We start from the raw sequence: 24717 nt of genomic DNA, 5'->3' as shown, positions 1-24717 counted from the left end.
TCGATCTGAAGGATGAAGTCGATGCTTTCGACGCTGGAACTGAGCCCGCAATCGCTCGATGCCGAGGCGCCCGTCCGGATCGCGGTCAAGAACCTCGATTTCTACTACGGCGAGCACAAGGCGCTGAAGAACATCAATCTCGATTTCCGCGATCGGCACGTCACCGCGCTGATCGGCCCGTCGGGCTGCGGCAAGTCGACCCTGCTGCGCATCTTCAACCGCATCTATTCGCTCTATCCCGAGCAGCGCGCCACCGGCGAGGTCATGCTCGACGGCCGCAACGTCATCTCGAACCAGGTCGACGTCAACGAGCTGCGCTCGCGCATCGGCATGGTCTTCCAGAAGCCGACGCCTTTCCCGATGTCGATCTACGACAATGTCGCCTTCGGCATCCGGCTCTACGAGAAGCCGCCGAAATCCGAGCTCGACGACCGCGTCGAGGGCGCCCTGCGCCGCTCGGCCCTGTGGGACGAGGTCAAGGACAAGCTGAAGAGTTCCGGCATGGGCCTGTCGGGCGGCCAGCAGCAGCGCCTCTGCATCGCCCGCACCATCGCGCAGAAGCCCGAGGTGATCCTGTTCGACGAGCCGACCTCGGCGCTCGACCCGATCTCGACCGGCAAGATTGAGGACCTGCTCGAGCAGCTCAAGAGCGATTTCACCATCGTCATTGTCACCCACAACATGCAGCAGGCGGCGCGCATCTCGCAGTACACCGCCTTCATGTATCTCGGCGAGGTGATCGAGTTCGACGCCACCAACACCATCTTCATGAACCCGCACAAGAAGCAGACCCAGGACTACGTCACCGGCCGCTTCGGCTGAGCCTGACGGTTCTCCCAATCTGCTTTGCCGACAAAGGACATGCCGCGATGACCGATCACATCGTCCGCTCTTACGACGCCGATCTCGAAGGGATCCGCCGCAGCCTCGCCGAGATGGGCGGCATGTCCGAACGCATGCTGGGCGATTCCACCGTCGCCCTGGTGCGCCGCGACACCGCGCTGGCGCAGAAGGTCATCACCGCCGACCAGCGCCTCGACAATCTCCAGCGCGAGGTCGAGGAGAAGGCGGTCCTGACCATCGCCCGGCGCCAGCCGCTCGCCAACGACCTGCGCGAGCTGATCTCGGCGATCCGCATCGCCGCCGATATCGAGCGCGTCGGCGATCTCGCCAAGAACATCGCCAAGCGCGCCGTCGCCATTGCCGGCCAGTTCCAGCCGCCGCAGCGCGCCGTGGTCGGCCTCGAGCATATGAGCCGGCTGGTTCAGGCCCAGCTCAAGGACGTGCTCGACGCCTATGCCGCCGGCAACGAGCAGAAGGCGATGGAGGTCTGGCGCCGCGACGACGAGATCGACGCGCTCTACACCTCGCTCTTCCGCGAGCTCCTGACCTATATGATGGAAGATCCGCGCAACATCACCTTCTGCACGCATCTCCTGTTCTGCGCCAAGAATGTCGAGCGCATCGGCGACCACACCACCAACATCGCCGAGACGATCCATTATCTCGTGACCGGCGAGACCCTGGATACGGCTCGCCCCAAGCTCGACACCACCAATATTCTCCTGGACGCCGTACCCGGCAAATGAGCCGGCACGGCCTGGCCTTTGGATCTGCTGAGACATGCCCGCACGCATCCTGATCGTCGAGGACGAGGAGCCGCTCACCCTGCTCCTGCGCTATAATCTCGAAGCCGAGGGCTTCGAGGTCGACAGCGTCGCCCGCGGCGACGACGCCGAGCTGCATCTGCGCGACCACACGCCCGATCTCGTCCTGCTCGACTGGATGCTGCCCGGCCTCTCCGGCATCGAGCTCTGCCGCCGCCTGCGCGCCCGGCGCGACACCGAGCGCGTGCCGATCATCATGCTGACCGCCCGCGGCGAGGAGACCGAGCGGGTGAGGGGGCTGGCCACCGGCGCCGACGACTATGTCGTCAAGCCCTTCTCGCTGCCCGAGCTGATCGCGCGCATCCAGGCGCTGCTGCGCCGCGCCAAGCCCGGCCATGTCGTCGGCCTGCTGGCGGCGGGCGATCTCGAGCTCGACCGCACCACCCGCCGCGTCCGCCGCAACGGGAGCGAGCTGCATCTCGGCCCGACCGAGTTCCGCCTGCTCGAATTCCTGATGCAGGCGCCGGGCCGGGTCTATTCCCGCGCACAGCTCCTCGACGCCGTCTGGGGCCGCGACGTCTATATCGACGAGCGCACCGTCGACGTCCATGTCGGCCGGCTGCGCAAGGCGATCACGCCCGACAACGCCAAGGACCCGCTGCGCACCGTGCGCGGCGCCGGCTACGCCTTCGACGAGACCTTTGCGCGGGGCTGAGCCGCCGGCCTCGCTTCGTTTCGATCACGCGAACCCCCGTCATGCTCGCCCTCGTGGCGAGCATCCATGTCTTGAACGGCTGCCGCTGGCGAAGACGTGGATGGTCGGGACAAGCCCGACCATGACGAGGAGGGTTCGCGTCGCGATCGCCCTTGACCTGCGAGACCTCCGGCTGCAAGCCGGGCCGATGCAAAGCAAAACGATCGCCATCATCGGAGCTGGGCCCTCCGGCCTGATTGCGGCCGAGCGCCTCGCCGAGGCCGGCCATCTCGTCACGCTCTACGATCGCATGCCCTCGCCGGCCCGCAAATTCCTGTTGGCCGGGCGCGGCGGGCTCAATCTCACCCATTCCGAGCCGCTGGACCTGTTCCTGTCGCGCTATCGCGAGGCGAGAGACTGGCTCGAGCCGGCCATCCGCGCCTTCCCGCCCCAGGCGCTGCGCGACTGGGCCGACGGGCTCGGCCAGGACAGCTTCATCGGCAGCAGCGGGCGCGTCTTTCCGCGGGCGATGAAGGCCTCGCCGCTGCTGCGCGCCTGGCTGCGCCGGCTCGATGGACTCGGTGTCACTTTCGCGTCGGGCCATCACTGGACCGGCTGGGCCGATGACGGCGCGTTGCTGTTCCGCAACCACGATGGCGCCGAAATCCAGGCCCGGCCCGCCGCGACGCTGCTGGCGCTCGGCGGCGCGAGCTGGCCGCGGCTCGGCTCGGATGGCGGTTGGGCGCCGCTGCTGGCCTCGCGCGGCGTTGCGCTGTCTCCGCTCAGGCCGGCCAATGGCGGCTTCACCGTCGACTGGTCGCCAATCATGCGCGAGCGTTTCGCTGGCGCGCCGCTGAAACGCATCCTCATCCGCTTCGCCGGCGAAGAAGCGGCGAGCGAGGCGATGGTCGATGCCGGGGGGCTCGAAGGCGGCGCGGTCTATGCGCTGTCGGCGCCGATCCGCGAGGCGATCCTGCGCGAGGGCAGGGCGACCGTCACCATCGATCTGCGGCCCGACCAGGATGGCGCCCGGCTCACCGAGCGCCTCGCCCATCGCGGCAAGGGCGTGACGCTGAGCAACCATTTGCGCAAGGCCGGCGGGCTGTCTCCCGTCGCGATCGGGCTGCTGCGCGACGCCGCAAAGGGCCCGCTGCCGCAGGATGCCGCGGCGCTCGTCGCGCTGGTCAAGGCCGCGCCGTTGACGCTGACCGGCCTCATGCCGCTCGAGCGCGCCATTTCCACCGCCGGCGGCATCGCCGCATCCGAGCTCGACGCGCAATTCATGCTGAAGCGCCTGCCCGGCACCTTCGCCGCTGGCGAGATGCTCGACTGGGAGGCGCCGACCGGCGGCTATCTGCTGCAGGCCTGTTTCGCGACCGGCGTCGCGGCGGCGGCCGGGATCGAGGCCTGGCTGGCCGGCGGATGAGCGCTCCCGCTCAGCCGATCGCGACGATCTCGACCTCGGCCGTGCCGATCATCACTGTATCGCCGACGCGCTTGCCCATCAGCGCCCGGGCCAGCGGCGAGACGAAGGAGAGCGTGCCCTGCGTCGGGTCGGCCTCGTCCTCGCCGACGATGCGCCAGGTCTGGTGCCGGCCGTCGGCGCGGTCGATGGTCACGGCGGCGCCGAAATGGACCTCGTCCGGGTCCTCGGGCGGCGGCACCAGCTCGGCATTGGCGCGGCGCGCCGTCCAGTAGCGCAGCTCGCGGCCGGCATGCGAGATCGCCGCGCGGTCCTGCGTCGCCTGGGCCTGCGCATGCGCATCGTGCCACTGGGCCAGCTCGGCTTCGATCTGCGCCAGGCCTTCGGGCGTCACCAGATTGGCATGGGGCGAGATCGGACGGTCAGGCAGGTCCTCGAAGGCTTCGCCGCCCTCGGGCTCCTTCACGAATGCGCGGCTCATGCTGAGCTCCCCTTTTTGTCGGTTCTTGTTCGTCGCCAGATCCTGCCACTGCGCCCGCACCAGAGGGCCGGCGATTCCCTGAATATGGGGATCGGATACCGCAGGGGGCAAGATCGCTGCGCCAGCGTCCGCCCGGGCGCATGATGAGCCTCGAACGCTGCCGCCGCAACGTTTCGTCGTGCAGATGTGCAGCCGGTCGTGTTCTGCTCAGCCGCTCGCGACCAGACGGCGCGTGAAGCTGCGCCCGCCATCACCGGTCGAGACCTCGCCGACGCGGGCGAGGGAGATCAGGATGGCCCGGACAGCGCCCTTGATCCGGATGCCCTGTGCGAAGCCGAGCGCGATCTGCGCTTCGTCGAGCGGGGCCGAGGATGCGGCCAGGGCCGCCAGCACCGCCGCGACGCGTTCGACCGGCGCGGCCGGGAAGCTCGGCTTGACGCGCGCGGGCTCCGCCGGGGCGAGTTCCACCGCCTCGATCTGCTCGCCGCCCTTGCCGTCGCGGGCGAAGCGCGGCCGCTGGTAGTCAGGCCGGAGCCAGCGCATCTCGCCGCGCGCTTCCTCCCGCCCCCGCTCGCGATTGAGCGCGACAAGCCGGGCGAGGATGTCGTCCGTGCCCAGATCGGCCGGCCAGCCATAGGCGGCAGCCACGGCGGCATCGACCGCGTCGTGGTGCTCGTTGATGATCAGCACCAGCCCGCGATCGCGCATGCCGGCTTCGGCGCTGGTCAGGACGCGCTCGGCGCGGATGGCATCCCGCATGTTGTAGAGCTTGGTCAGGGTCAGGTCGGGGTGGTCCTCGAGCACCTGCTTGCGCAGGGTGTCGAGCGCCTCCGCCGGTTTGCGGATCGCTTCTTTTTGCGTTTCGCTCGCCTCCGGAAAGGGGAAGGGGTCGAAGCAGCGCGACTTGGAGTAGCGCGGCCCGTCCTCGAGGGTTCCACCCTGATGCAGGCACCAGATCATATGGACCTGCGACGACAGCACGCCGAGATGGAAGGCGTCGGAAACTCCGACCGCGACCAGCATGTTGTCCGGCAGGATGCTGCTGTCGAGAAACTGGAAGACGCGGTGCTTGGCGGTCTCGACGGTGACGATGTAGCGCTGGAGGCCTGCAAGCGCGGGTCGCAGCTCGCGCCGAGGCTCGCCAAAGATCCACCAGACGTCGCGATAAGCTGGGCGATTATTGCCGTCGCGCCCGTTCTTTCCCTCTTTCACCATGAGTTTGAGGTGCTGATACACCTCCGGGAACCGCGCCCGCACGTCCGTGGCCGCGAGCCCGAACAAGTCGATCACCATCGCGCCGCGTTGTCGGCCTGTCAGGTCGCGGCCATTGCGATAGGGCCGGATATGGGCTTCTAGTCCCGGCCGCCTGCCGAGGCCGAGCGCTTCCGCCTCGCGAGCCGAGACGATGAAGCCCGCGCCATGCAGCTTGACGCCAGGCGAACTCAGGCCTTCGTTGGCCAGCAATGGCTTTGACCGCGTGACATCGACGCCGACCGTGAGATCGGCATTGATCCGTCCCCGTTTCTCGCTGAGCTCGATGTCCGGCTGGTCGCTGTCGAGCGCCGCCTCGGACACGACCTTGCGCAATCTTCCCTCGTGACGCCCGGCTGCTGCGACGGTCATCGCGATGCGCACTGCCGCCGCGTCCTTGCCGGCCTTCGTCCAGGGATGGTCCGGGACCGCGAGCAGCAGCGAGATCGGCGTCCTGCCGTTCAGGTGCCGCTCGACGACGCGGCGCTGAAACACCTGCGTGATCGAGTTGGTGGTGACGAAACCGAAGCGCTGGAGCACCGTTCCAGGCCGCGTCAGCAGTTCCGCCGCCCGATCCCACCAATACATCACCAGGTCGGCGCTCTCGTTCATGCGCGGGTGCGCGGCCCATAGGGCTTCGGCATAGGCGTCGCCGAGACGAGCCCGCACGTCCTTGCCGCCGATGAAAGGGGGATTGCCGACGATGAACTCGGCCTCGGGCCAGTCCGGCCGGCGCGGATTCGGCAAAATCTCGCGGCCGCCGATCCATTGTGGCACCGGCCAGCCGTCCCAGCTCAGCACGGCGTCGCGGCGGTAGATATGGTCGAGCCGTTCGAGGATCGGCTCGCGCGGAGCGAAGCCGCGCGTCCGGAAATGCCACTGCAAATGGCCGATCCAGAGCACGAGGTCCGCGATCGCCACGGCGCGCTTGTTCATGTCCATGCCGAGGAATTGGTGCGGGCCGACATAATGCGCCCCGAAGCCGCCAAGCTGCTCGCGGCTGCCCAGCTCGCTCGCGGCGTCGAGCACTTCGCCTTCGAGCTTCTTCATCAGTTCCTGCGCGACATGCAGGAAATTGCCGGTGCCGCAGGCCGGATCCAGCACGCGGGTTCCGCAGAGCGTCTCGTGGAAGCGCTCGACCAGCGCCAGAGCGGCTTTCTCGTCGCCATGGTCGCGTGCCCGTTGGGCGGCGCCGAGCACCGCACGCCAGCCCTCCCGAAACGGCCCGATCACGGTCTCGACGACCAGCCGCTCGACATAGGCGCGCGGCGTGTAATGTGCCCCGAGCCGCGCACGCTCGTTCGGATCGAGCGCCTGTTCGAGCAAGGTGCCGAAGATCGCCGGTTCGACCTCCTTCCAGTCGTGCTCGGCCGCGGCCAGGAGTTCGCCGAGCTCTTCCCGCCCGAGCGGAAAGACCTTGGCATCCTCGTAGAGCTTGCCGTTGAAGCGCTTGATCAGCGTTCGCGTCGCTGTCGAGTAGCCGCCCTTGTCCATCGCTTGCCACAGGTTGGAAACGAGCGGCATGAACGAGGCAGGACTCGCCACGCATTCCTGCAGCAGCGACTTGAAGGCGCCTCGCGGAATCAGCTCGACATCCTCCGCGAACATCGTGAACAGGCAGCGCATCAGGAACAGCGCCACCTCCTCCGGATCGTGCTTCCTCTCGAGCACCTTGGAGACCGCCGCCAGCCGCGCTGCGATCTGCCGGGTGACGCGCGCCGCCTGCCGCGCCGGATCGAGGCTGTTGGGCTCGTCCCAGATCGCCTTGACGCGTTTGCAGATATCCGGATCGCGCAGGTCCTCGAGATAGGCCCGATAACTCTGGCGGTCGGGGAACTGGACATAGTTCTTTCCGTAACCGGTGAAATCCGCGAAGAACTCGAAACAATGGCCGACATCGCAGACGATCAGGAAGATCGGCCAGCCATGCGAGGCCGGCAGCGCCCGCGCATAATCCGCCGCCTGCCTTCGCGCATGCAGCGCCTGCACGTCCCAGCTGCGATCGGCGCCGCGCCGCCCGCGCGGACCGGCCGGGGCCGGCTCCGCCATCGGCAGCTCGCCCTGCGCCGGCAGAATTTCCTTCGTCTGCCCTTTCAGCCGGCTCTGCTTCGCCTCCAGGACGAAGGCGCCCTTCTTGTAGAGGTCGATGCGGCCGGTCGAGGCAGCGCCGTCGATATCCCGGAATTTGACCGGATATTCGAAGCGGTAGCTCACCGCCTCGGGGTCGCTCGTCGGCGGCTGCGGCTGATCGACGCCGATCAGCGCGCAGAACTCGTTGAGGAACTGGGCATAGGCCGCCCGCTCCGCTCCCTCCGATACGCGCCAGCGCGCGATGAAGGCCTCGACCTCCGCGCCGGCTCGCTCGACCTCGCCCCCCGACATGGTCGCCTCAATAATTGAGTTGTTATTTAAATTCAATCAAAGGTTGTATTTGCGCTCCTGTCAACTCCTGTCAGCTATGCGCCCATCCAGGCACGCACCCTCTCGCTTCGGCCGCAAACTGCCCCCATATTGGCGCCATGCCGAAAAGCCCCGACACCGCCGACAAGTCCCCGGCCAAACCCGCCGCCGCCAAGTCCTCTGCTGCGAAGACTGCCGCGAAGAAGCCGGCCAGCGCCCGCACGCCGAACTCCAAGGCGTCGAAGCCCGAGCTGAAGCCGCTCGAGGGCTATCTCGCCGATCTGCTCAATCCCGCGATCAACCGCGGCAAGGCGGTGCCGGGCGGTGCCTCGGGCTTCAGCGACCAGCCGCAGGCCGGCTATGAGGCGCGGCCGGGCGCGGGCGCGGAGGGGAAGCCGCGCAAGCTCTCGAAAAAGGCCGATTCGGCCTTCGATCCGGAGAGCGACAGCGCCGCCTCGCTGACGGCGAAGTCGCTGCAATCCCTGCTCGAGACCGGCAGCCCCTTCATCGATCCCGGCCGGCCCTGGATGCCGCATCGTCCGGCGCGGCCGGAGAAGTCGGAAGGCGGCATCAGCTTCCGCATGCAGTCGGATTTCGAGCCGGCCGGCGACCAGCCGGTCGCGATCGCCGATCTCGTCGACGGCGTGCGCCGGCAGGAGCGCGACCAGGTCCTGCTCGGCGTCACCGGCTCGGGCAAGACCTTCACCATGGCGCAGGTGATCGAGAAGACGCAGCGCCCGGCCTTGATCCTGGCGCCGAACAAGACCCTGGCCGCGCAGCTTTACGGGGAATTCAAGAGCTTCTTCCCCGACAATGCGGTCGAGTACTTCGTCTCCTATTACGACTATTACCAGCCCGAGGCCTATGTGCCGCGCTCGGACACCTATATCGAGAAGGAATCCTCGATCAACGAGCAGATCGACCGCATGCGCCACTCGGCGACGCGCTCGCTGCTGGAGCGCGACGACGTCGTCATCGTCGCCTCGGTCTCCTGCATCTACGGCATCGGCTCGGTCGAGACCTATACGGCGATGACTTTTGCCATCAAGCTCGGCGAGCGCATCGAGCAGCGCCAGCTCATCGCCGATCTCGTCGCCCTGCAATACAAGCGCACGCTCGGCGATTTCGCCCGCGGCACCTTTCGCGTCCGCGGCGACGTGATCGAGCTGTTCCCGGCTCACTATGAGGACCGCGCCTGGCGCATCGGCCTGTTCGGCGACGAGGTCGAGAGCATCTCCGAGTTCGACCCGCTCACCGGCCAGAAGACGGCGGACCTCGAGTTCGTCAAGGTCTACGGCAATTCGCACTACACCACGCCGCGCCCGACGCTGACCCAGGCCGTGAAGTCGATCAAGGAGGAGCTGAAAGCCCGCCTCGACGAGCTCAACCGCATGGGCCGCTATCTCGAGGCGCAACGGCTCGACCAGCGCTGCACCTTCGACATCGAGATGATCGAGGCCACCGGCTCCTGCAACGGCATCGAGAATTATTCGCGCTATCTCACCGGCCGCAAGCCGGGCGAGCCGCCGCCGACCTTGTTCGAATACCTGCCCGACAACGCGCTGGTCTTCACCGACGAGAGCCATGTCACCGTGCCCCAGATCGGCGGCATGTACCGGGGCGACTTCCGCCGCAAGGCGACGCTGGCCGAATACGGCTTCCGCCTGCCCTCCTGCATGGACAATAGGCCGCTGCGCTTCGAGGAATGGGACGCGATGCGCCCGCAATCGGTGCATGTCTCGGCCACGCCCGGCGGCTGGGAGATGGACCGCACCGGCGGCGTCTTCACCGAGCAGGTCATTCGCCCGACCGGGCTGATCGACCCGCCGGTCGAGGTTCGTCCGGCCAAGCACCAGGTCGCCGACCTGCTCGACGAGATCGGCGAGGTCACGGCCAAGGGCTATCGCAGCCTCGTCACCGTGCTGACCAAGCGCATGGCCGAGGACCTGACCGAATATCTGCACGAGAACGGCGTGCGCGTGCGCTACATGCATTCCGACATCGACACGATCGAGCGCATCGAGATCCTGCGCGATCTGCGCCTCGGCGCCTTCGACGTGCTGGTCGGCATCAACCTGCTGCGCGAGGGCCTCGACATCCCGGAATGCGGCTTCGTCGCCATTCTCGACGCCGACAAGGAGGGCTTTTTGCGCTCCGAGACCTCGTTGATCCAGACCATTGGCCGCGCCGCCCGCAATGTCGACGGCAAGGTCATTCTCTATGCCGACCATGTCACTGGCTCGATGGAGCGGGCCATGGCCGAGACCAGCCGCCGCCGCGAGAAGCAGACGGCCTGGAACGAGGCCAATGGCATCACGCCGCAAACCATCAAGCGCGCCATCGGCGACATCCTGGGCTCGGTCTACGAGCGCGACCATGTCACGGTCGACAAGGGCCTGGTCGACGCGCCCATCGCCGGCCACAACCTCAAGGCCGCGCTGGCCGATCTCGAGAAGCGCATGCGCGAGGCTGCCGCCGACCTCGAATTCGAGACCGCCGCGCGCCTGCGCGACGAGATCAAGCGCCTGCAGGCGACCGAGCTCGCCATCGCCGACGACCCGCTGGCGCGGCAGGGCGATGTCGAGGCCAGCGCCGGCAAGTACAAGGGCGAGCGCAGCTATGGCGCCAGCGCCAACCTGCCGACGCGGGCCCGCAAGCCGACCGACGCCGACATGGGCCCGCATAACTGGGGCGGCGGCGAGGGCCGGCCGAAGGCGAGCGTGGCAAGGCCGCGCAAGCCGGGACTGGACGAGATGGGCCCGGTGCCGGAGTCACGGCCGTTGGGGGCTGGGGAGGAGCGCGGGAGACGGAGGGGGCGGCGGTAGCGCGCGAGCGGGGGGCCTTGCCGCATCCCCCGTCGCTAACTGCGCCGGACTTCTGCCGACGTTTGTCTAGACATCAGGGCCAGTCCTCTTATCGAGAATACCGCCGAGGGAACTCCACGATCTTACCGCTCTCCACATCCACGGCTCTAATGCCAGATTTAAGGACAGCAAGTTCTGGCGCGGGAGCTATCTCGAAGAATCCTGCTTCCACTCCCGCAATACGCTCGATTTCGTTCACTGGAAGCGCAAGCATAGCGCGGATCGAAGATTTTGAAAGAATGCCCTCCTTGGTCAACACTTCAATGGCCCTTCGAAGCATTCTTGGTTTTTCAAGTTGCATTTCGCCAAATCGATCAAATGGCTCAGATAGACGGCCTCGCCAACCACGACGAGTCATGTTTCTGTAAAGCACAGAACGCTCCTCATCTCCTATCAGGCCTAAGTCATGGGCACGGTAAATCATTGCGCCAATTGACATGCCCCAACGTCGTTTTAGTGAACAAAAATAATCGAGGGTAGGCGCGCGAACCTCGAAACGAAATGCGCTTTCGGGAAACAAGAAGGCGCCGGCAAATCGATGCGCCTGCTGCTCTATGATCTTAAATAAATGAGGGTCTCGTGATTGCTGAAGAGTCACGTTCTTATGCAGTACCGCATGACCGAGTTCGTGCGCAGCATCGTACCTCACCCGCACTGGGCTAATCTCGTGCGAGTTTATCCCGACAAACATGCGTTGTAGTCGAGGCGATCGGAAGAAGAATCCGTCCTGCTTGTCGGAGTCAAAATCCATCATCAAAACAGGGATGCCTGCATTCTCTAACGCCAAAAGCACATCTGGAATCGGAAGATCCCAAAGTTTCCAATGGTGCCGGAGATTGACGGCAGCTTGTTCAATATCAGAGTCTTTGTACAAGCGGAAATCTGGTGGAAGCTGCAAATCAGGAAGCTCGTTAAGCGGGAAATCGACCTCTCGCTCCAGGAAATCGAAAACTTCGAGTAGCCAAACCATTCTTTGCTCAGTCATCTCACGAGCGAGTTTGGTCTCGGCCGCACGACTGCGCCAGAAGACAACTTCAGGACGCTCATTCCATTCTGGCTTCACGAAAAAGTCGCTGGGGAAGTTCAGATGCTTTGCAAGTAGGTCGAGCTTGTCAGCCTGGGGCTTATCAACTCCGTCCTCGTATCGCGCGATGGCAGTGCCGGTGACGCCAACCAGATCGGCCAGAGCGTTCTTAAACAAGCCCCGCGCCAGCCGAGCCTCCCGTAGACGAGATCCACGAAATGACTGGATACCAACCTTCATCTCAACCGGCTTCCTTGAAAACATTCTTCCGCTTTGGGGTTATGATGACTTGATCTGCTTGGTAACCATCGACCGGTGAAGCTGCTGGCAACGATACCCCCGCCTCGCGTCCGAACATTGCGACCGTGTGAAGATCAATTCTTTGCACCCATTGCTGATAGCTCGCGTCTGGTAACGCCAGCATAAGGTTCCCAAGAACCGTATCGGCCTTGTTGAACACCTTTCCAGCGGGGCCATGAAGGAGAACCGCGAGTGTGGAACCTGCCCAGTCCGGGCGCGGTGGCCGGTCCCCTAAATCAAGTTCAAGCTGGCACGTATAAGCGAGTGTCTCCGCAAGCGCTCGCTTGTAGTCAGCAGTCGAAGGGTGGTCATCGAAGCCGATAATCGACTCCTGGATGAGTGTAACTCGACCAACTTTCAGAAGCACCTTGCTCTGTCCATTGCACGCCAATCGCATCACCTCGAACGGAACGCCGAATTTTTGTGCGCAATCGATGAGCGCCGAGTTTACGACAGACGCGCGGCGCCTATTGAATTCTTCCGCAGCCCAACCACTGGCATCTGCCGGTAGGCGCCTTAATTCCTCGAACAAGTTGGGATAGCCCCATCCCACTTTAACCGCGAGCGCCTCAAGAAAATCGCTGTCAATGTCACGAAGCAATCCAAGCGCGTCTTCTCGAGACCGAATCACCCAGCAAATCCTCCAACGGCCGAACGGATGAAGGTATAGGTCGTTTTTCTCATAAAAGTCAAGTTATGAGTATCTCACGGCTGCGGTGTTAAGCGTGTAGTGACTGTGATGATACGCCCTATATCTCTCCCATGACCGTCCCGCCTGAATTCGTCCATGCCTCGCGCGATTTCGACCGTTTCCTGCTCGATGCGCGCGAGACGCTGGGCCACGCCACCACGCACCAGACCTGGTATTCCGTGCTCGGCGTCTTCGTCACCTTCCGGGCGCGGCTCTCCGTGCCGCAGGCGGTGGCCTTCGCGCAGGCGCTGCCGCCGCTGCTCGGCGCGATGTTCTTGTTCGAATGGGACCCGACGCAGGAGCCAAGACCCTTCACGCCGCGCGCCGAGCTGGCCAGGGAGGCGAAAGCCTTCCGCATCGAGCACAGTTTCCTGCCCGACAGCGCGATTGAGGATGTCGCCGCCGCGCTCCGGCGCCATGTCGACCGCCGCGAGTTCGAGCGCTTGCTGGCGGAGCTGCCGCCGGAGGCGCAGGCGTTCTGGGCGGTGGCGGAGTAGGGCGCGGGGAACCCTCGTCATTCTCGGGCGGAGCGCAGCGCAGACCCGAGAATCTCTGGCAGGATGAGGCATCCTTGGCTCTCCTTCACGAGATGCTCGGGTCAAGCCCGAGCATGACGGCCGCGACGGGAATAGCCGGCCCGCCTTATCCCCGTCCCTTCCACCTCCCCTATAATCGCGCCCATCCCATCCCCGAGGGGCAGCCATCCGGAGGCATGTCGTTTGGCGGGGTGGGTGCGGCGCCTGCGGGCGAGGGTTGCGCCTCGCTCCCGGGAGGCTTCGGGAACCGTCCTGGGGGTACTACGGCCCCTGCGCGAGGAGCTCGCTAGATGCGCCGGCTCACACTGGCGCGAGAGAAGCGCGGCCCGGAGCTTTCAAATCGCCGTCTGGCGGAGCGCCACGGGGCGTGCGGATGGTGGCTCAATCCATCCGCGCCGCGTCCTGGCTCAACGGACGCGGACCGATACCCCCGCGCCTCGCGGCGCTCCGCTGCCCCTCACTCTCGAAGCGCCCGCGTGCAGGCACGTGGGCGGGGGTGACGCGTGGGCGCGATCCCTTCTCCCCTCGGGGGAGAAGGTGGCCCGGCGAAGCCGGGTCGGATGAGGGAAGGACGGCATGAGAACGCGATGACGGCTCACCCGGTAGCACTTCCCTCATCCCCTGCCGGACCTTCTCCCCCGAGGGGAGAAGGAGGCACGCTCCCAACGCAGTTGTGATCAACCCGCTGCAACCGCGCTCCGGTTTCGTGGTTTGATGGGCGAGCGCCGCTTTGCGGCGCGCAACGGGGAGACACACGCATGACGCCGAACCGCCGCTCCGTCCTCGCTTTCGGGCTCGTCGCCATCGCCGGCCCGGCGCTGGCGCATCATGGCTGGTCCTGGGCCGAGGGCGAGCAGATGACGCTCACCGGCACCATCCAAAAAATCTCGATGGCGCCGCCGCATCCGATGCTGATGGTCGAGGCGCAGGGCAAGCTCTGGCAGGTCGATCTCGGCAATCCGAGCCAGACCGAGCGCTCCGGCTTCCGCGGCGACAGCGCCAAGCCCGGCGATCAGGTGACCGCGCTCGGCAACCGCCATCTCGACAAGGAGAAGGCGCATATGAAGGCGGTGCGCATCACCATCGCCGGCAAGAATTACGACATGTATCCGGAGCGCATCCGCACGAACTGACGCGCCGCCATGGGCATCGTCGAGGCGCTGGGGCATTGGCCGGGCGCGCTGCTGCTGCAGCGCTCCGGCACGGCCTATCTGTTCGTCAACGCCGCGCATATCCTCGGCATCGGCCTGCTGCTCGGCGCGATCCTGCCGCTCGACCTGCGGCTCATCGGCGTCATCCGCGGCGCGCCGTTGGCGGCGATCGGCCCCTTCCTGGTGCGGGCGGCCGGTTTCGGCCTGGCGCTCGCCCTAGTGACGGGGTTCTGGCTGTTCACGGTCAAGCCGGGCGAATATCTCGCCAATCCCGCCTTTCTCTGGAAGCTCGGCCTGCTGGCGCTGGCGCTCGGCAATGTCGCGCTCCAGCACCGCGGCGAGGCCTTTCGGCAGGCGCTGGCGCAGGGGCGGCCCTCGCCGCGCATCCGGGCCGGCGCGCTGGCCTCGTCTTCGCTCTGGCTCGCCGCACTGGTGGCGGGCCGCTGGATCGGCTTCGTCTGATGCAACGAAAAAGGCCCGGCCTTTCGGCCGGGCCCCGTATCGGGCGAATGCTCACCAGCGGTCGTAGCGCTCGTAATGGTCGCGATAGCGGCGGCCATGCGCCGGAGCCCAGGGCGGCGGACCGCCATAGCGCCGGCCGTAGCCGTAGCCGCCGCCGTGGCGATAGCCGCGATCGCGATAGCCGTAGCGCTCCTGCCGGTCCAGATTGCGCTGGATCTCCCACATGCGGTGCTCGCGATTGTGCCTGACATAGCTGGTCTCGAGCTTGTCGAGCCCGGCCGAGCCGGAGAAGGTCTCGCTCGCGGCCGCCGGTGCGATGGCGGCCGGTGTGATGACGGCGCCCAGCGACAGGGCCGCGGCGATCAGAAATTGGCGCATGGATTCCTCCTTTGCCTGCGTTGGTCCCAGTAGAACCGTCCGGGTTGCAACCCAGGCTGAACGGAAAAGTTCGGTCCCGTTCATCTTCGGGCAGGGCGCGATACGGCCTCACTCGCGATGGAAGAGCCGGCGCAGGCTGTGCTTGGCGGCGTCGAGCGTGCGGCGCTTCTCGGCCGGCAGGTTCTTGCCGGCGCGGTTGATGTAGAAGGTCAGCATCGACATCGCCGAGCGGTACGGGCTCGATTTGCGCCGCCGGCTATGCTCGGCCGAGCGTTTCAGCGAGCGCGCGATCCGGCGCGGGTCGTTCGAGGTGAAAACCGATCTCTCCAGCTCGAGCGCGTCGCTCGCCTTCGTCACCCGGCCTGACCATTTGCGTTGCGGTGTCGTCATCGTGAGCCTCCTTCAGGCGTTCGGTCCGCCCTCGATCTCGGTGGCGAAGGCCAGCGCCACCTCGAACTCGGCCGGCTTGAAGCATCTGACCTCGACGAAAGGGATGACCGGATTGGCGAAGGAGACCAGCGTCTCGATCCAGCCCTTGTCGGTGACCACCGCCTCGCGCGGAAAGCGCTTCCATTCGAGGATCTTGCCGAAGCCGTAGCGGGCGTCCTTCAGCCCGGCGCCAATGGTCATGTCCTCGAAGCCGGTGAGGTCGACGAGCAGGCCGATCTTCTCGTGGCGCGTCAGCCTGGCTTCGAGATCGGCGACGAGCGCGTCGAAATCTTCCGCCGTCACCGTGCCGGAAAGGCGATAGGCGCCGACATGGTCGGGCGCGGCGAGAATCGCGAACATGGCGTGGCTCCTGCGGGCGTGCTGCCTGAGGAACGCATGAGCAGGGTGGAGGTTTCGCGGCCATTGCGCTGCCGCATCGCGGCGCTACTCTGCGCGCAAACGGAGGGAATGCCATGGCCGAAGAGCTCGTCTTCTACACCAACCCGCAATCGCGTGGCCGCATCGTGCGCTGGATGCTCGAGGAGGTCGGCCAGCCCTATCGCACCGAGATCGTCGGCTTCGGCCCGCCGATGAAGGGCGCGCAGTACAAGGCGCTGAACCCGATGGGCAAGGTGCCGGTGCTGAAGCATGGCGACATGATCGTCACCGAATGCGCCGCGATCTGCGCCTATCTCGCCGACGCCTTCCCGCAGGCCGGGCTCGCGCCGGCGCCGGGCAGCAAGGAGCGCGGCCCCTATTACCGCTGGCTCTTCTTCGGGGCCGGGCCGACCGAGGCGGCGGTGACCAACAAGGCGCTCGGCGTCGAGGTGCCGAAGGAGCGGACCGGGATGGTCGGCTACGGCTCCTTCGCCGATGTGATGGATACGCTCGAGGCGGCGGTGACGCAGGGCGAATACCTGGTCGGCGACAGGTTCAGCGCGGCCGACGTCTATCTCGGCGCGCAGATCGGCTGGGGTCTGCAATTCGGCTCGATGGAGCGCCGCCCGGCTTTCGAGGCCTATGCCGCGCGCATCCAGGCGCGCCCCGCCGCGATCCGCGCCAACGAGATCGACAACGCGATCATCGCCGAGCAGCAGAAGGCGGCGCAGTAGCGTGCCCCACGCTGGGCGCATGCCGAACCCGGCTCGCGGCCGGGTTGTTGCGTTGCGGGAGATCGCCTAATCCTGCGCAAATCGGCCGGCTATCTCGCCGGCCGCTCCCGTCTCGCGCGGGATGACCCGGGCCTTCGCCCGGCTGCAGGCTGACATGACCGACAAGACAGACCCGACCCTGCCGCGCCACGGCATGGGCTTCTATCCCTTCGTGGCGATGATGGCCGCCCTGATGGCGACCAACGCGCTGGCGATCGACGCGATGCTGCCGGCCCTGCCGCAAATCGGCGAGGCGCTTGGCATCCACGAGCCCAACGAGCGGCAATGGATCGTCACCAGCTACCTGCTCGGCTTCGGCGTCGCCCAGATCGTCTATGGCACGCTGTCCGACCGCTTCGGCCGGCGCCCCGTGCTGCTCTTCGGGCTCGTCGTCTATGTCGTGGCCAGCGTGCTGTCGGCCTTCTCGACCAGCTTCGCCATGCTGATGCTGGCGCGGGTGGTCCAGGGCGTGGGCGCGGCGGCGACGCGCGTGCTCGCGGTCTCGATCGTGCGCGACTGCTATTCCGGCCGCGACATGGCCCGCGTCATGTCGCTGGCGTTGATCGTCTTCCTCGCGGTGCCGATCCTGGCGCCCTCGATTGGCCAGGCGATCCTCTGGGTCGCGCCCTGGCGCTGGATCTTCGGCGTCCTGACCGCCTTCGGCGCGGTGGTGATGCTCTGGGCGGCGATTCGCCTGCCCGAGACCCTGCACGAGGAGGATAGGACGCCGATCAAGCTCGCCAGCATCGTCGCCGCCTTCCGCACGGTGCTGACGACGCGCATCGGCGTCGGCTACATGCTGGCGATGACCTTCGTGCTCGGCGGACTGTTCGGCTTCATCAACTCGGCGCAGCAGGTCTTCGTCGATGTCTTCAGGGCGCCGGAATGGTTCACCACCATCTTCGCGCTGATCGCGGCCTGCATGGCGGCCGCTTCGCTGCTGAATTCGCGCATCGTCGGCCGGCTCGGCATGCGCCGGGTCTCGCATGGCGCGCTGCTCGGCTATATCGCGCTGACCAGCCTGCACGCGATCCTGGCGCTGAGCGGGCACGAATCGCTCTGGACCTTCGCGCTGCTGCAGGGCGGCACGATGTTCGCCTTCGGCCTGCTGGCGCCGAATTTCGGTGCGATGGCGATGGACCCGCTCGGCCATGTCGCCGGCACGGCTTCCTCCGTGCAGGGCTTCGTCACCACGGTCGGCGGCGCGCTGCTCGGCTTCTATATCGGCCAGCATTTCAACGGCACGGTGGTGCCGCTGACGCTCGGCTTCTCGCTCTGCGGCCTGGTCGCGCTGGCGATCGTGCTGGTGGCTGAGAAGGGAAGGTTGTTCCATCCGGCTGCGGGGCGCAGCTAGGAAAGGATGCGGGCCTTTGGGGCTTCTCTCGCCCCGTCACCGCCGCCTGGTGGCGACGGGCATGCCGGGAATCGTCTTCAGTCCAAGTAGATCGATAGAGATTCGCGTTGGCTCGGGAAGCGACGCCGCCGATCGGCTTCCCGTGGTAGTTCGGCGTCAGACCGTCTTGAGATTGACGGCTGAGGACTTGCCGGTCTTGCGATCGGCCTCGAGATCGAAGCTGATCTTCTGGCCTTCGTTCAGGCCACGCAGGCCCGAGCGCTCGACCGCGCTGATATGGACGAAAACATCGCTCCCGCCCGCGTCAGGCGTGATGAAACCATAGCCCTTGGTTTCGTTGAACCATTTCACGGTACCCGTGCTCACGTGCTATCCCTTCGGTCGCTATCCGGACCGGCACATGCCGGCCCAGGCGGTACTGTAGGGTCGAAGATGCGCGCGTGGCAATGATGCACCGCAAAACCGCAATCGCGCCCGCAAAAAGCCCGATGCCTATGATCGCCCGCCATCGACTGAAAGCACCTGTCCGGTGATCCAGCCGGCCTGCTCGCCGAGGAAGAACAAGGTGGCCTGGGCGATGTCGTCCGGCGTGCCCAGCCGGCGCGTGTGGATGCTGTCGAGCAGGCGCTTCTGGCCCTCTGCACCATAGCTCTGCCATTGCCGCTCGGTTGCGGGGTTGGAGCGCACGAAGCCCGGCGCGACCGAATTCACCGTGATGCCGTGCGGGCCGAATTCCCAGGCGAGCTGCTTCGTCAGCCCGACCAGCGCATGTTTCGCGCTCGCATAGGCCTGGATGCCGGTCAGGCTCGGGCGCAGGCCGGCGCCGGACGAGATCGTGACGATGCGGCCGTAGCGCGCCTGTTTCATCATCGGCGCGGCGGCCTGCGCCAGGAAGAAGGCGGCATCGACATTGGCCGCGAAGATCGCGCGCCAGTCGGCTTCGGCGATCTCCTCGATCGGCCGGCCGACCTGGCCGCGCACGCCGCCGGCGGCATGAACGAGCAGGTCGAGCCTGCCGCTCTCGGCCGCGATGCGCGCGATCAGGGCCTGCGCGGCCTCCGGCGTGCCGAGGTCGGCGGCATGGGCCTGCGCGCCGATGGCGGCGGCGGTCTCTGCCACGCCGTCGGCATCGATATCGGCCAGATGAACCCACGCCCCGGCCGCGGCCAGCGCGGCGGCGATGGCGCGGCCGATGCCCTGGGCGCCGCCGGTGACCAGCGCGACGCGGTTGTCGAAGCTCAGTTGCATCGGTCGATCAGCACCTTGAGCGTGTCGAAGGAGAGCGGCCGCCGGCCGTCCTCGATCTCGTGGATCAGCGCGACCAGGGTCTCGAGCGCCGGTGTGGCGACGCCGGCCTCGCGGCCGAGCGCGGCGATGACGCCGATTTGCGGGTCGACCTCGGTCTTGCGCTTGCGCACAGCGAGGTCGCGCCAGATGCCGGAATGGGTCTTGGCCGTCTTCGAGGTGTAGTCGGCGAGCCAGGCTATCGCGGCGATCTGTGGATATTCCGGCCGGCCGGGCGCGAATACCATCGGATCGAACTCGCCGAAGCCGAGCGAGGCGACGCCGCGCGCCGCTGCGACCGCGCCGACCTCGCGCCCGAGCGCGAGCCAGACCGGCAGGCGCCGCGGGTCGCTGAAATTGGCCGACATCGAATCCTCGGTCAGCGCCGTGGCGAACAGCATCGCGCCGTAGGCGAGCTTGCCCCAGAGATAGCCCCAGATATTGTCGGTGAGCACGGCGTCGGGCTCGAAGATGCGCATCAGCCGGTGCATCTCCAGGGCGCGGGGCGTCAGCGCCCCGTCGAGCTCGCCGACGACGACCGCGCCGCGATTGCCGTAGAGGATCTCGCCCGGTCCGTGCCAGTCGGCGCCGAAATTGACGAAACAGCCCATCGTGCGCGCCGCGCCCACGCGCTCGGCGATCGCCAGCTCGTTGAGGCCGTTCTGGGCCGAGAGCACGAAGCCGTCCTCGGCCAGATGCGGGGCCAGCGCCGAGAGCGACGCGTCGGTTGCCCCGGCCTTCACGGCCAGCACGATCCGCTGATAGGTCCCGGTCAGCTCGGCCGGCGTGACGGCCGGCACGACCTGGCGGAACTCCTCGATCGGGCCGGTGATCGCAAGGCCGGTCGTCCGGCAGGCCTCGACATGGTCGGGGACGATGTCGACGAGCAGCACCGGAATGCCGGCGCGCGCCCAATAGGCGCCGAGCGTGCCGCCGATCGCGCCGGCGCCCCAGATCAGGATCGGTTCGGGCGCGCTCATGGGGCGGGCTCGGCCTGGCCGGCGAGCTCGACATCGCCATGGGTGGCGACATGGACGAAGCCGTCGGGCGTGACCCAGCCGCGATACATGCCTTCGGAATTATAGGGGGCGACGATCGCGCCGTCGGCGCCGATGGCGACGAGACCGGCGCCGACCTTGTGCGCGGTGAGCTCGGCGATCGCCTTGTCGGTGGCGTCCGCGAGGCTGAGGCCGGAATAGGCCATCAGCGACGCGATCTCGTGGCCGATGCAGTAGCGGATGAAATATTCGCCCTTGCCAGTGCCCGAGACCGCGCAGCGCCCGTCGCGGGCATAGGTGCCGGCGCCGATGATCGGCGAGTCGCCGACGCGGCCGGGGGGCTTGTTGGTGTAGCCGCCGGTCGAGGTCGCCGCGGCGAGATGGCCCTCGACATCGCGCGCCACGGCGCCGACCGTGCCGTGCTTCTCGGCCTCGCTGGCTTCGGAAGCGGTTCCGACCAGCTCGCGGATCTTCATCGAGGACAGGTTCTTGCGCCGGCGTTCGGTCGAGAAATACTCGTTCTCGACCATGTCGAGGCCCTCGGCCTCGGCGAAGCTGTCGGCGGCGGCGCCTGCGAGCAGCAGCGGGTCGCCGCGGCGCATCAGGGTCTTGGCGGCGCTGATCGGGTTGCGGATGCGCTTGACGCCGCAAAGCGCGCCGGCGGCGAGCGTCTCCCCGTCCATGATCGACGCATCGAGCTCGTGTTCGCCGTCGCTGTTGAACGCCGCGCCGTGCCCCGCGTTGAAATGCGCCGAATTCTCCAGCACCAGCACGGCCGCCTCGACGGCATCGACGGCGGAGCCTCCCTTGGCGAGGATCGTCCAGCCTGCCCGCAGCGAGCTGGCGAGATCGGCCTTGGCTTCGGCCCATTCCTCCTCGGACATCTCGGCCTTGGGCAAGGTGCCGCAGCCGCCATGGATGGCCAGAGCGATAGGGGAGGTGGTCATCGGGTTTTCCTGGTGCGTGTCCCGCTCTCCCGTCTGGGAGAGGTCGAGCCGTGATAGGCGGAAGGGGAGAGCAGGCGGCGGGGCACTTACCCCAGCTCATGGCCTCGCGGCTAGTCTCTCCTTGCATGCCGGCTACCCGGTCGATGCGTTGCCGCCCCGCTCCGGCTCACGACCGGAAGCGGGGAACGGCGGGTCCCGACCTTATTTCTTGGCGGGTTTGATATCCATCGCCAGCGTGTCCTCGTCCACACGCGGCGCGATCGTGACTTTGTCCTTCTGCATCGCCCAGGCCGAGCCGACGGCGACGATCGGCAGGCGCGGCCGGTCCTTGGCGACGATGGCGTTGGCCTCGGCCAGGAACTGGTTGCGCTTGGCCTCGTCCATCTCGACCGCGGCGTCCTCGATCAGCTTGTCGAGCTCGGCGTTCTTGTAGCCGAGCACGTTGAAGGCGCCGAGCTTCTTGGCCGGATCGTTGGAATGCACCACGGACGAGAGCGTGTAATTGGCCTCGCCGGTCAGCGTGCCCCAGCCCGACATCGAGATCGAGAACTCGGCGCGCGTCCGGGCCGGGAAGAAGACCGCGCCCGGCTGGGCGTTGGCGTTCACCTCGATGCCGATCCGCGCCAGCATCTGCGCGATCGAGGTGCCGACCTGGCGGTCGCCGGGCAGGCGGTCATTGGTGAAGGAGAAGGTCACCTTGAAGCCGTTGGGGTAACCCGCCTCCTCCATCAGCTTCTTGGCCTTGGCGAGGTCGGGCTTCAGCGCCGGCAGCGACGTGTTGTAGCCGGCGATATCGGGCGTCACGAGCTGGTTGACCGGGGCGCCGAGCCCCTCCATCGCGATCTCGACCAGCGCCGGCCGGTCGATGGCGAGATCGATGGCCTCGCGCACCCTGGCGTCCTGCAGCGGGTTCTTCGGCAAAGGCGAGCCATCCTTGGCGCTGATCTGCGGGGACTTGTCCCGCATGTCGAGCTCCATGTTGAAGACATAGACGGTGTCGATGGTCGCGACCGTGAGCTTGGCGTCGCGCTTCAGCGTCGCGACGTCGGAGGCGGGCGCGCGCACGATGATGTCGACCTGGCCGGCCTTGAGCTGGGCGACGCGGGCGGCGTCGTTCGGCAGTTCCTTGCGCAACACGCGGGCCCAGGGTTGCTTCTCGCCCCAGAACCCGTCGAAGCGCTCCAGCACGAGCTGGTCCTTCGGCGTCCAGGAGACGAATTTGTAGGGGCCCGTGCCGATCGCCGCCTTGCCGGTGTTGAAGGCCTCGTTGGCATTGTCCTTGGTCAGCCCGGCGGCCGCCTTGTGGGAGACGATGAAGAGCCGGATGAAATCGTTCGGCAGGTTCGGCGCCGGCCCGTCGGTGATGATGTGGACGGTGAGCGGATCGACGATCTTCACCTCCTTGACCCGGCGCACATAGATCGTCGTCGGGTTCGGGCCGGCGACCATCGGGATGCGCTCGATCGAGAACTTCACGTCCTCGGCGGTGAAGTCGGAGCCGTCATGGAACTTGACGTTCGGCCTGAGCTTGAACTCCCAGGTCGAGGCGTCGATCGCCTTCCAGCTCGTGGCGAGCCTGGGCTCGATCTGCAGCTTGTCGCCGGACCAGGTCAGCGTGTCGAAAACATGTTTCAGCGCCTCGGCATGGGTGCCGGTCGCGGTGTAGTGCGGGTCGATCGATTCCGGGCCGGCGCGCACGCCGATGGTCAGCGTCTGGGCGAGCGCGGCCCCGGAGACCGCGGTGCTGAGCACGGCTGCGAGTGCCAGCATGCGAAAAGACGATGCGAGTTTCATGACGGCTTCCCCTGGATGTTTGGTCGGGGGGCGGCAGACGCTTCGGCCGGACCCGACGGGCGGTTCTTGGTGTCTATCGCCGTGGGATCGCGCTCTCCCGGCACGACTCCACGGCGCTGCGGGCTCGAACGTCCTCCCGTTCAGCTCTGGGGCTCGAGATCGGCCGGCCAGTTCGGCGAGGCGATGACGAGCTTGTCCATCAATTCGCAAAGCTGACGCTGCTCGGCGTCCGTCAGCGCCGCCAGCATGCTGCTCTGCTGCTGCACCATCAGCGGCATCGTTTCCTCGAAGATGGCGCGGCCGGCGGGCGTCAGATGCAGCACGAAGCTGCGCAGGTCGTAGCGGTCGGTCTCGCGCTTCAGCAGGCGCCGGGTCAGCAGCTTCTGGATCGCGCGGCTCAGGGTGTTCTTGGGCAGGCCGGAGGAGGCCACGATGTTCTTCGCCGCGACACCCTCTTTCAACCCGACCGCGTAAAGCGCAACGAATTCCGGGCGCACCAGGCCGTAGCGCGTCTCGATCCAGCGATAGACCGGGTCGTTGAAGCGGAAGGCGATGAAATTCAGCCGGAACGACAGCCAGCAGGGATTGTCCCAGAGCTTGGTGACGGTGAGCGGATCGAGATCGCGCAGCGCGGCCTCGCGCTCGTGGTCGACGCGCGACAGCGAGGTCGGAGCGCGGCGCATGAACAAGCTCCCATTTGGTTCCAAATGGAACTTGACGGTCTTCCGGGCGGGAGTCAAGGATGGCGCAGTCATCGGGAAAAGCAAGGAACGGGCCGTGCGCGTCGCGCAGATGAACTGGATGCAGGTCGAGGCACAGGCGGCGCGTGACGACCGCTGCGTGCTGCCGCTCGGCTGCGTCGAGCAGCACGCCTATCTGAGCCTCGCCACCGATACGATTCTTGCCGAGAAGGTGGCGAACGAGGCGGCCGAGCCGCTGGAGGTCCCGGTCTTCCCGGTGCTGGCCTATGGCATGACGCCCGGCTTTGCCGCCTATCCGGGAACCGTCTCGCTGCGGATGAGCACCTATGTCGCGCTGATCGAGGACATGCTGGAGGGGGTCTACCGCTCCGGCTTCCGCCGCATCGTCCTGGTCAATGGCCATGGCGGCAACGCGCCCGTGATGACCTTCTGCACCGAATGGATGGGCCGGCGCCCCGATGCCAGCGTCAAGCTGCATGACTGGTGGGCCGGCCCGCGCTTCCAGGCGGCGGTGAAGGCGGTCGATCCCGCCGCCTCGCACGCCTCCTGGATGGAGAATTTCCCCTGGACCCGACTCGACGGCGTCGCGCTGCCGGACGGCGTCAAGCCGCCCTTCGACCGCGCGCGCTATCAGGCCGCCAACCCGGCGAAGAAGCGCGAGATTCTCGGCGACGGCAATTTCCACGGTCGCTACCAGCGCTCGGATGAGGAGATGCTGAGCCTCTGGCAGGTCGGGGTCGAGGAGACCCGCGCGGTGATCGCGGAGGACTGGCCGTGACCCCTCGCAGCGACTGCAT

The 24717-nt window shown here is 66.7% G+C and carries 24 protein-coding genes; 11 read left to right on the top strand and 13 right to left on the bottom strand.

Annotated features, from left to right (window positions below):
* Nucleotides 1-21: 21 nt before the first annotated feature.
* From pstB to ACTIF2_RS01010, 4 genes are all read left to right on the top strand, one after another.
* A complete protein-coding gene (gene pstB / locus ACTIF2_RS01025; RefSeq protein WP_439495151.1) occupies nt 22-822 on the top strand; it encodes a phosphate ABC transporter ATP-binding protein PstB in 801 nt (266 codons plus the stop codon).
* 47 nt (nt 823-869) lie between these two features.
* Nucleotides 870-1589, top strand: coding sequence for a phosphate signaling complex protein PhoU (phoU, locus tag ACTIF2_RS01020; RefSeq protein WP_439495150.1), 720 nt, complete (start codon nt 870-872; stop codon nt 1587-1589).
* Nucleotides 1590-1623: 34 nt separating this feature from the next.
* Entirely contained in the window at nt 1624-2322 is a 699-nt protein-coding gene (phoB, locus tag ACTIF2_RS01015) for a phosphate regulon transcriptional regulator PhoB (RefSeq protein ID WP_439495149.1), read from the top strand.
* A 187-nt stretch (nt 2323-2509) separates the two neighbouring features.
* A complete protein-coding gene (locus ACTIF2_RS01010) occupies nt 2510-3727 on the top strand; it encodes a TIGR03862 family flavoprotein (RefSeq protein ID WP_439495148.1) in 1218 nt (405 codons plus the stop codon).
* 10 nt (nt 3728-3737) lie between these two features.
* Here the strand turns inward: ACTIF2_RS01010 and greA are convergent, their stop codons facing one another.
* Nucleotides 3738-4205, bottom strand: a complete 468-nt coding sequence (gene greA, locus ACTIF2_RS01005; RefSeq protein ID WP_439495147.1) for a transcription elongation factor GreA — start codon at nt 4203-4205, stop codon at nt 3738-3740.
* A gap of 207 nt (nt 4206-4412) precedes the next feature.
* Entirely contained in the window at nt 4413-7838 is a 3426-nt protein-coding gene (locus ACTIF2_RS01000; protein WP_439495146.1) for a class I SAM-dependent DNA methyltransferase, read from the bottom strand.
* A gap of 137 nt (nt 7839-7975) precedes the next feature.
* Here ACTIF2_RS01000 and uvrB point away from each other — a divergent pair, with 137 nt between their 5' ends.
* Nucleotides 7976-10681, top strand: a complete 2706-nt coding sequence (uvrB, locus tag ACTIF2_RS00995) for an excinuclease ABC subunit UvrB (RefSeq protein ID WP_439495145.1) — start codon at nt 7976-7978, stop codon at nt 10679-10681.
* An 88-nt stretch (nt 10682-10769) separates the two neighbouring features.
* Here uvrB and ACTIF2_RS00990 read toward each other — a convergent pair whose 3' ends face one another.
* Both ACTIF2_RS00990 and ACTIF2_RS00985 read right to left on the bottom strand, forming a co-directional pair.
* Entirely contained in the window at nt 10770-11984 is a 1215-nt protein-coding gene (locus ACTIF2_RS00990) for an XRE family transcriptional regulator (RefSeq protein ID WP_439495144.1), read from the bottom strand.
* Between the two features lies 1 nt (nt 11985).
* Nucleotides 11986-12675: a hypothetical protein gene (locus ACTIF2_RS00985; protein WP_439495143.1), complete on the bottom strand. Its 690-nt coding sequence runs from the start codon at nt 12673-12675 to the stop codon at nt 11986-11988.
* A gap of 131 nt (nt 12676-12806) precedes the next feature.
* On the opposite strand from ACTIF2_RS00985, the gene ACTIF2_RS00980 reads away from it, so the two are divergent.
* The 3 genes from ACTIF2_RS00980 (at nt 12807) to ACTIF2_RS00970 (ending at nt 14884) form a co-directional block, all read left to right on the top strand.
* Nucleotides 12807-13232, top strand: a complete 426-nt coding sequence (locus ACTIF2_RS00980; protein WP_439495142.1) for a DUF2267 domain-containing protein — start codon at nt 12807-12809, stop codon at nt 13230-13232.
* A gap of 797 nt (nt 13233-14029) precedes the next feature.
* On the top strand, nt 14030-14404 hold the full coding sequence (locus ACTIF2_RS00975) for a DUF6152 family protein (RefSeq protein WP_439495141.1): 375 nt from the start codon (nt 14030-14032) through the stop codon (nt 14402-14404).
* 9 nt (nt 14405-14413) lie between these two features.
* The gene (locus ACTIF2_RS00970; RefSeq protein WP_439495140.1) at nt 14414-14884 is read left to right on the top strand and encodes a DUF2214 domain-containing protein; all 471 of its coding nucleotides are present in this window, start codon (nt 14414-14416) and stop codon (nt 14882-14884) included.
* A gap of 51 nt (nt 14885-14935) precedes the next feature.
* Here ACTIF2_RS00970 and ACTIF2_RS00965 read toward each other — a convergent pair whose 3' ends face one another.
* From ACTIF2_RS00965 to ACTIF2_RS00955, 3 genes are all read right to left on the bottom strand, one after another.
* Complete coding sequence (locus ACTIF2_RS00965) at nt 14936-15262, bottom strand: hypothetical protein (RefSeq protein WP_439495139.1); 327 nt, start codon at nt 15260-15262, stop codon at nt 14936-14938.
* A gap of 108 nt (nt 15263-15370) precedes the next feature.
* A complete protein-coding gene (locus tag ACTIF2_RS00960) occupies nt 15371-15652 on the bottom strand; it encodes a DUF3175 domain-containing protein (protein WP_439495138.1) in 282 nt (93 codons plus the stop codon).
* A gap of 12 nt (nt 15653-15664) precedes the next feature.
* Nucleotides 15665-16051 carry a SpoIIAA family protein gene (locus ACTIF2_RS00955; protein WP_439495137.1) on the bottom strand — a complete coding sequence of 129 codons (387 nt, stop codon included), beginning with the start codon at nt 16049-16051 and terminating at the stop codon, nt 15665-15667.
* A gap of 113 nt (nt 16052-16164) precedes the next feature.
* On the opposite strand from ACTIF2_RS00955, the gene ACTIF2_RS00950 reads away from it, so the two are divergent.
* Nucleotides 16165-16803: a glutathione S-transferase family protein gene (locus ACTIF2_RS00950; RefSeq protein WP_439495136.1), complete on the top strand. Its 639-nt coding sequence runs from the start codon at nt 16165-16167 to the stop codon at nt 16801-16803.
* A 154-nt stretch (nt 16804-16957) separates the two neighbouring features.
* Nucleotides 16958-18196 carry a multidrug effflux MFS transporter gene (locus ACTIF2_RS00945; protein ID WP_439495135.1) on the top strand — a complete coding sequence of 413 codons (1239 nt, stop codon included), beginning with the start codon at nt 16958-16960 and terminating at the stop codon, nt 18194-18196.
* Between the two features lie 156 nt (nt 18197-18352).
* Here ACTIF2_RS00945 and ACTIF2_RS00940 read toward each other — a convergent pair whose 3' ends face one another.
* The 6 genes from ACTIF2_RS00940 to ACTIF2_RS00915 form a co-directional block, all read right to left on the bottom strand.
* On the bottom strand, nt 18353-18562 hold the full coding sequence (locus ACTIF2_RS00940) for a cold-shock protein (RefSeq protein ID WP_439495134.1): 210 nt from the start codon (nt 18560-18562) through the stop codon (nt 18353-18355).
* A 126-nt stretch (nt 18563-18688) separates the two neighbouring features.
* Nucleotides 18689-19444, bottom strand: coding sequence for an SDR family NAD(P)-dependent oxidoreductase (locus ACTIF2_RS00935; RefSeq protein WP_439495133.1), 756 nt, complete (start codon nt 19442-19444; stop codon nt 18689-18691).
* Complete coding sequence (locus ACTIF2_RS00930; RefSeq protein ID WP_439495132.1) at nt 19435-20460, bottom strand: ketopantoate reductase family protein; 1026 nt, start codon at nt 20458-20460, stop codon at nt 19435-19437. The genes ACTIF2_RS00935 and ACTIF2_RS00930 overlap by 10 nt, the downstream gene beginning before the upstream one ends.
* Nucleotides 20457-21425 carry an isoaspartyl peptidase/L-asparaginase family protein gene (locus tag ACTIF2_RS00925; RefSeq protein ID WP_439495131.1) on the bottom strand — a complete coding sequence of 323 codons (969 nt, stop codon included), beginning with the start codon at nt 21423-21425 and terminating at the stop codon, nt 20457-20459. The genes ACTIF2_RS00930 and ACTIF2_RS00925 overlap by 4 nt, the downstream gene beginning before the upstream one ends.
* A gap of 201 nt (nt 21426-21626) precedes the next feature.
* A complete protein-coding gene (locus tag ACTIF2_RS00920) occupies nt 21627-23219 on the bottom strand; it encodes an ABC transporter substrate-binding protein (protein WP_439495130.1) in 1593 nt (530 codons plus the stop codon).
* 140 nt (nt 23220-23359) lie between these two features.
* Complete coding sequence (locus ACTIF2_RS00915) at nt 23360-23902, bottom strand: MarR family winged helix-turn-helix transcriptional regulator (protein WP_439495129.1); 543 nt, start codon at nt 23900-23902, stop codon at nt 23360-23362.
* A 94-nt stretch (nt 23903-23996) separates the two neighbouring features.
* Here ACTIF2_RS00915 and ACTIF2_RS00910 point away from each other — a divergent pair, with 94 nt between their 5' ends.
* Nucleotides 23997-24698, top strand: a complete 702-nt coding sequence (locus tag ACTIF2_RS00910) for a creatininase family protein (protein ID WP_439495128.1) — start codon at nt 23997-23999, stop codon at nt 24696-24698.
* Nucleotides 24699-24717: the final 19 nt, after the last annotated feature.

Source organism: Allobosea sp., assembly GCF_051860145.1.
Classification (GTDB): domain Bacteria; phylum Pseudomonadota; class Alphaproteobacteria; order Rhizobiales; family Beijerinckiaceae; genus Allobosea.
Note: the sequence above shows the minus strand (reverse complement) of the source record. Positions and strands in the feature narration are given on the sequence as shown.

Bases quoted from the DNA above. Each gene is read 5' to 3' on its own strand.
- pstB (WP_439495151.1), top strand. From the start codon at position 22: ATGCTTTCGACGCTGGAACTGAGCCCGCAATCGCTCGATGCCGAGGCG.
- phoU (WP_439495150.1), top strand. From the start codon at position 870: ATGACCGATCACATCGTCCGCTCTTACGACGCCGATCTCGAAGGGATC.
- phoB (WP_439495149.1), top strand. From the start codon at position 1,624: ATGCCCGCACGCATCCTGATCGTCGAGGACGAGGAGCCGCTCACCCTG.
- ACTIF2_RS01010 (WP_439495148.1), top strand. From the start codon at position 2,510: ATGCAAAGCAAAACGATCGCCATCATCGGAGCTGGGCCCTCCGGCCTG.
- greA (WP_439495147.1), bottom strand. From the start codon at position 4,205: ATGAGCCGCGCATTCGTGAAGGAGCCCGAGGGCGGCGAAGCCTTCGAG.
- ACTIF2_RS01000 (WP_439495146.1), bottom strand. From the start codon at position 7,838: ATGTCGGGGGGCGAGGTCGAGCGAGCCGGCGCGGAGGTCGAGGCCTTC.
- uvrB (WP_439495145.1), top strand. From the start codon at position 7,976: ATGCCGAAAAGCCCCGACACCGCCGACAAGTCCCCGGCCAAACCCGCC.
- ACTIF2_RS00990 (WP_439495144.1), bottom strand. From the start codon at position 11,984: ATGAAGGTTGGTATCCAGTCATTTCGTGGATCTCGTCTACGGGAGGCT.
- ACTIF2_RS00980 (WP_439495142.1), top strand. From the start codon at position 12,807: ATGACCGTCCCGCCTGAATTCGTCCATGCCTCGCGCGATTTCGACCGT.
- ACTIF2_RS00975 (WP_439495141.1), top strand. From the start codon at position 14,030: ATGACGCCGAACCGCCGCTCCGTCCTCGCTTTCGGGCTCGTCGCCATC.
- ACTIF2_RS00970 (WP_439495140.1), top strand. From the start codon at position 14,414: ATGGGCATCGTCGAGGCGCTGGGGCATTGGCCGGGCGCGCTGCTGCTG.
- ACTIF2_RS00965 (WP_439495139.1), bottom strand. From the start codon at position 15,262: ATGCGCCAATTTCTGATCGCCGCGGCCCTGTCGCTGGGCGCCGTCATC.
- ACTIF2_RS00960 (WP_439495138.1), bottom strand. From the start codon at position 15,652: ATGACGACACCGCAACGCAAATGGTCAGGCCGGGTGACGAAGGCGAGC.
- ACTIF2_RS00955 (WP_439495137.1), bottom strand. From the start codon at position 16,051: ATGTTCGCGATTCTCGCCGCGCCCGACCATGTCGGCGCCTATCGCCTT.
- ACTIF2_RS00950 (WP_439495136.1), top strand. From the start codon at position 16,165: ATGGCCGAAGAGCTCGTCTTCTACACCAACCCGCAATCGCGTGGCCGC.
- ACTIF2_RS00945 (WP_439495135.1), top strand. From the start codon at position 16,958: ATGACCGACAAGACAGACCCGACCCTGCCGCGCCACGGCATGGGCTTC.
- ACTIF2_RS00935 (WP_439495133.1), bottom strand. From the start codon at position 19,444: ATGCAACTGAGCTTCGACAACCGCGTCGCGCTGGTCACCGGCGGCGCC.
- ACTIF2_RS00930 (WP_439495132.1), bottom strand. From the start codon at position 20,460: ATGAGCGCGCCCGAACCGATCCTGATCTGGGGCGCCGGCGCGATCGGC.
- ACTIF2_RS00925 (WP_439495131.1), bottom strand. From the start codon at position 21,425: ATGACCACCTCCCCTATCGCTCTGGCCATCCATGGCGGCTGCGGCACC.
- ACTIF2_RS00920 (WP_439495130.1), bottom strand. From the start codon at position 23,219: ATGAAACTCGCATCGTCTTTTCGCATGCTGGCACTCGCAGCCGTGCTC.
- ACTIF2_RS00915 (WP_439495129.1), bottom strand. From the start codon at position 23,902: ATGCGCCGCGCTCCGACCTCGCTGTCGCGCGTCGACCACGAGCGCGAG.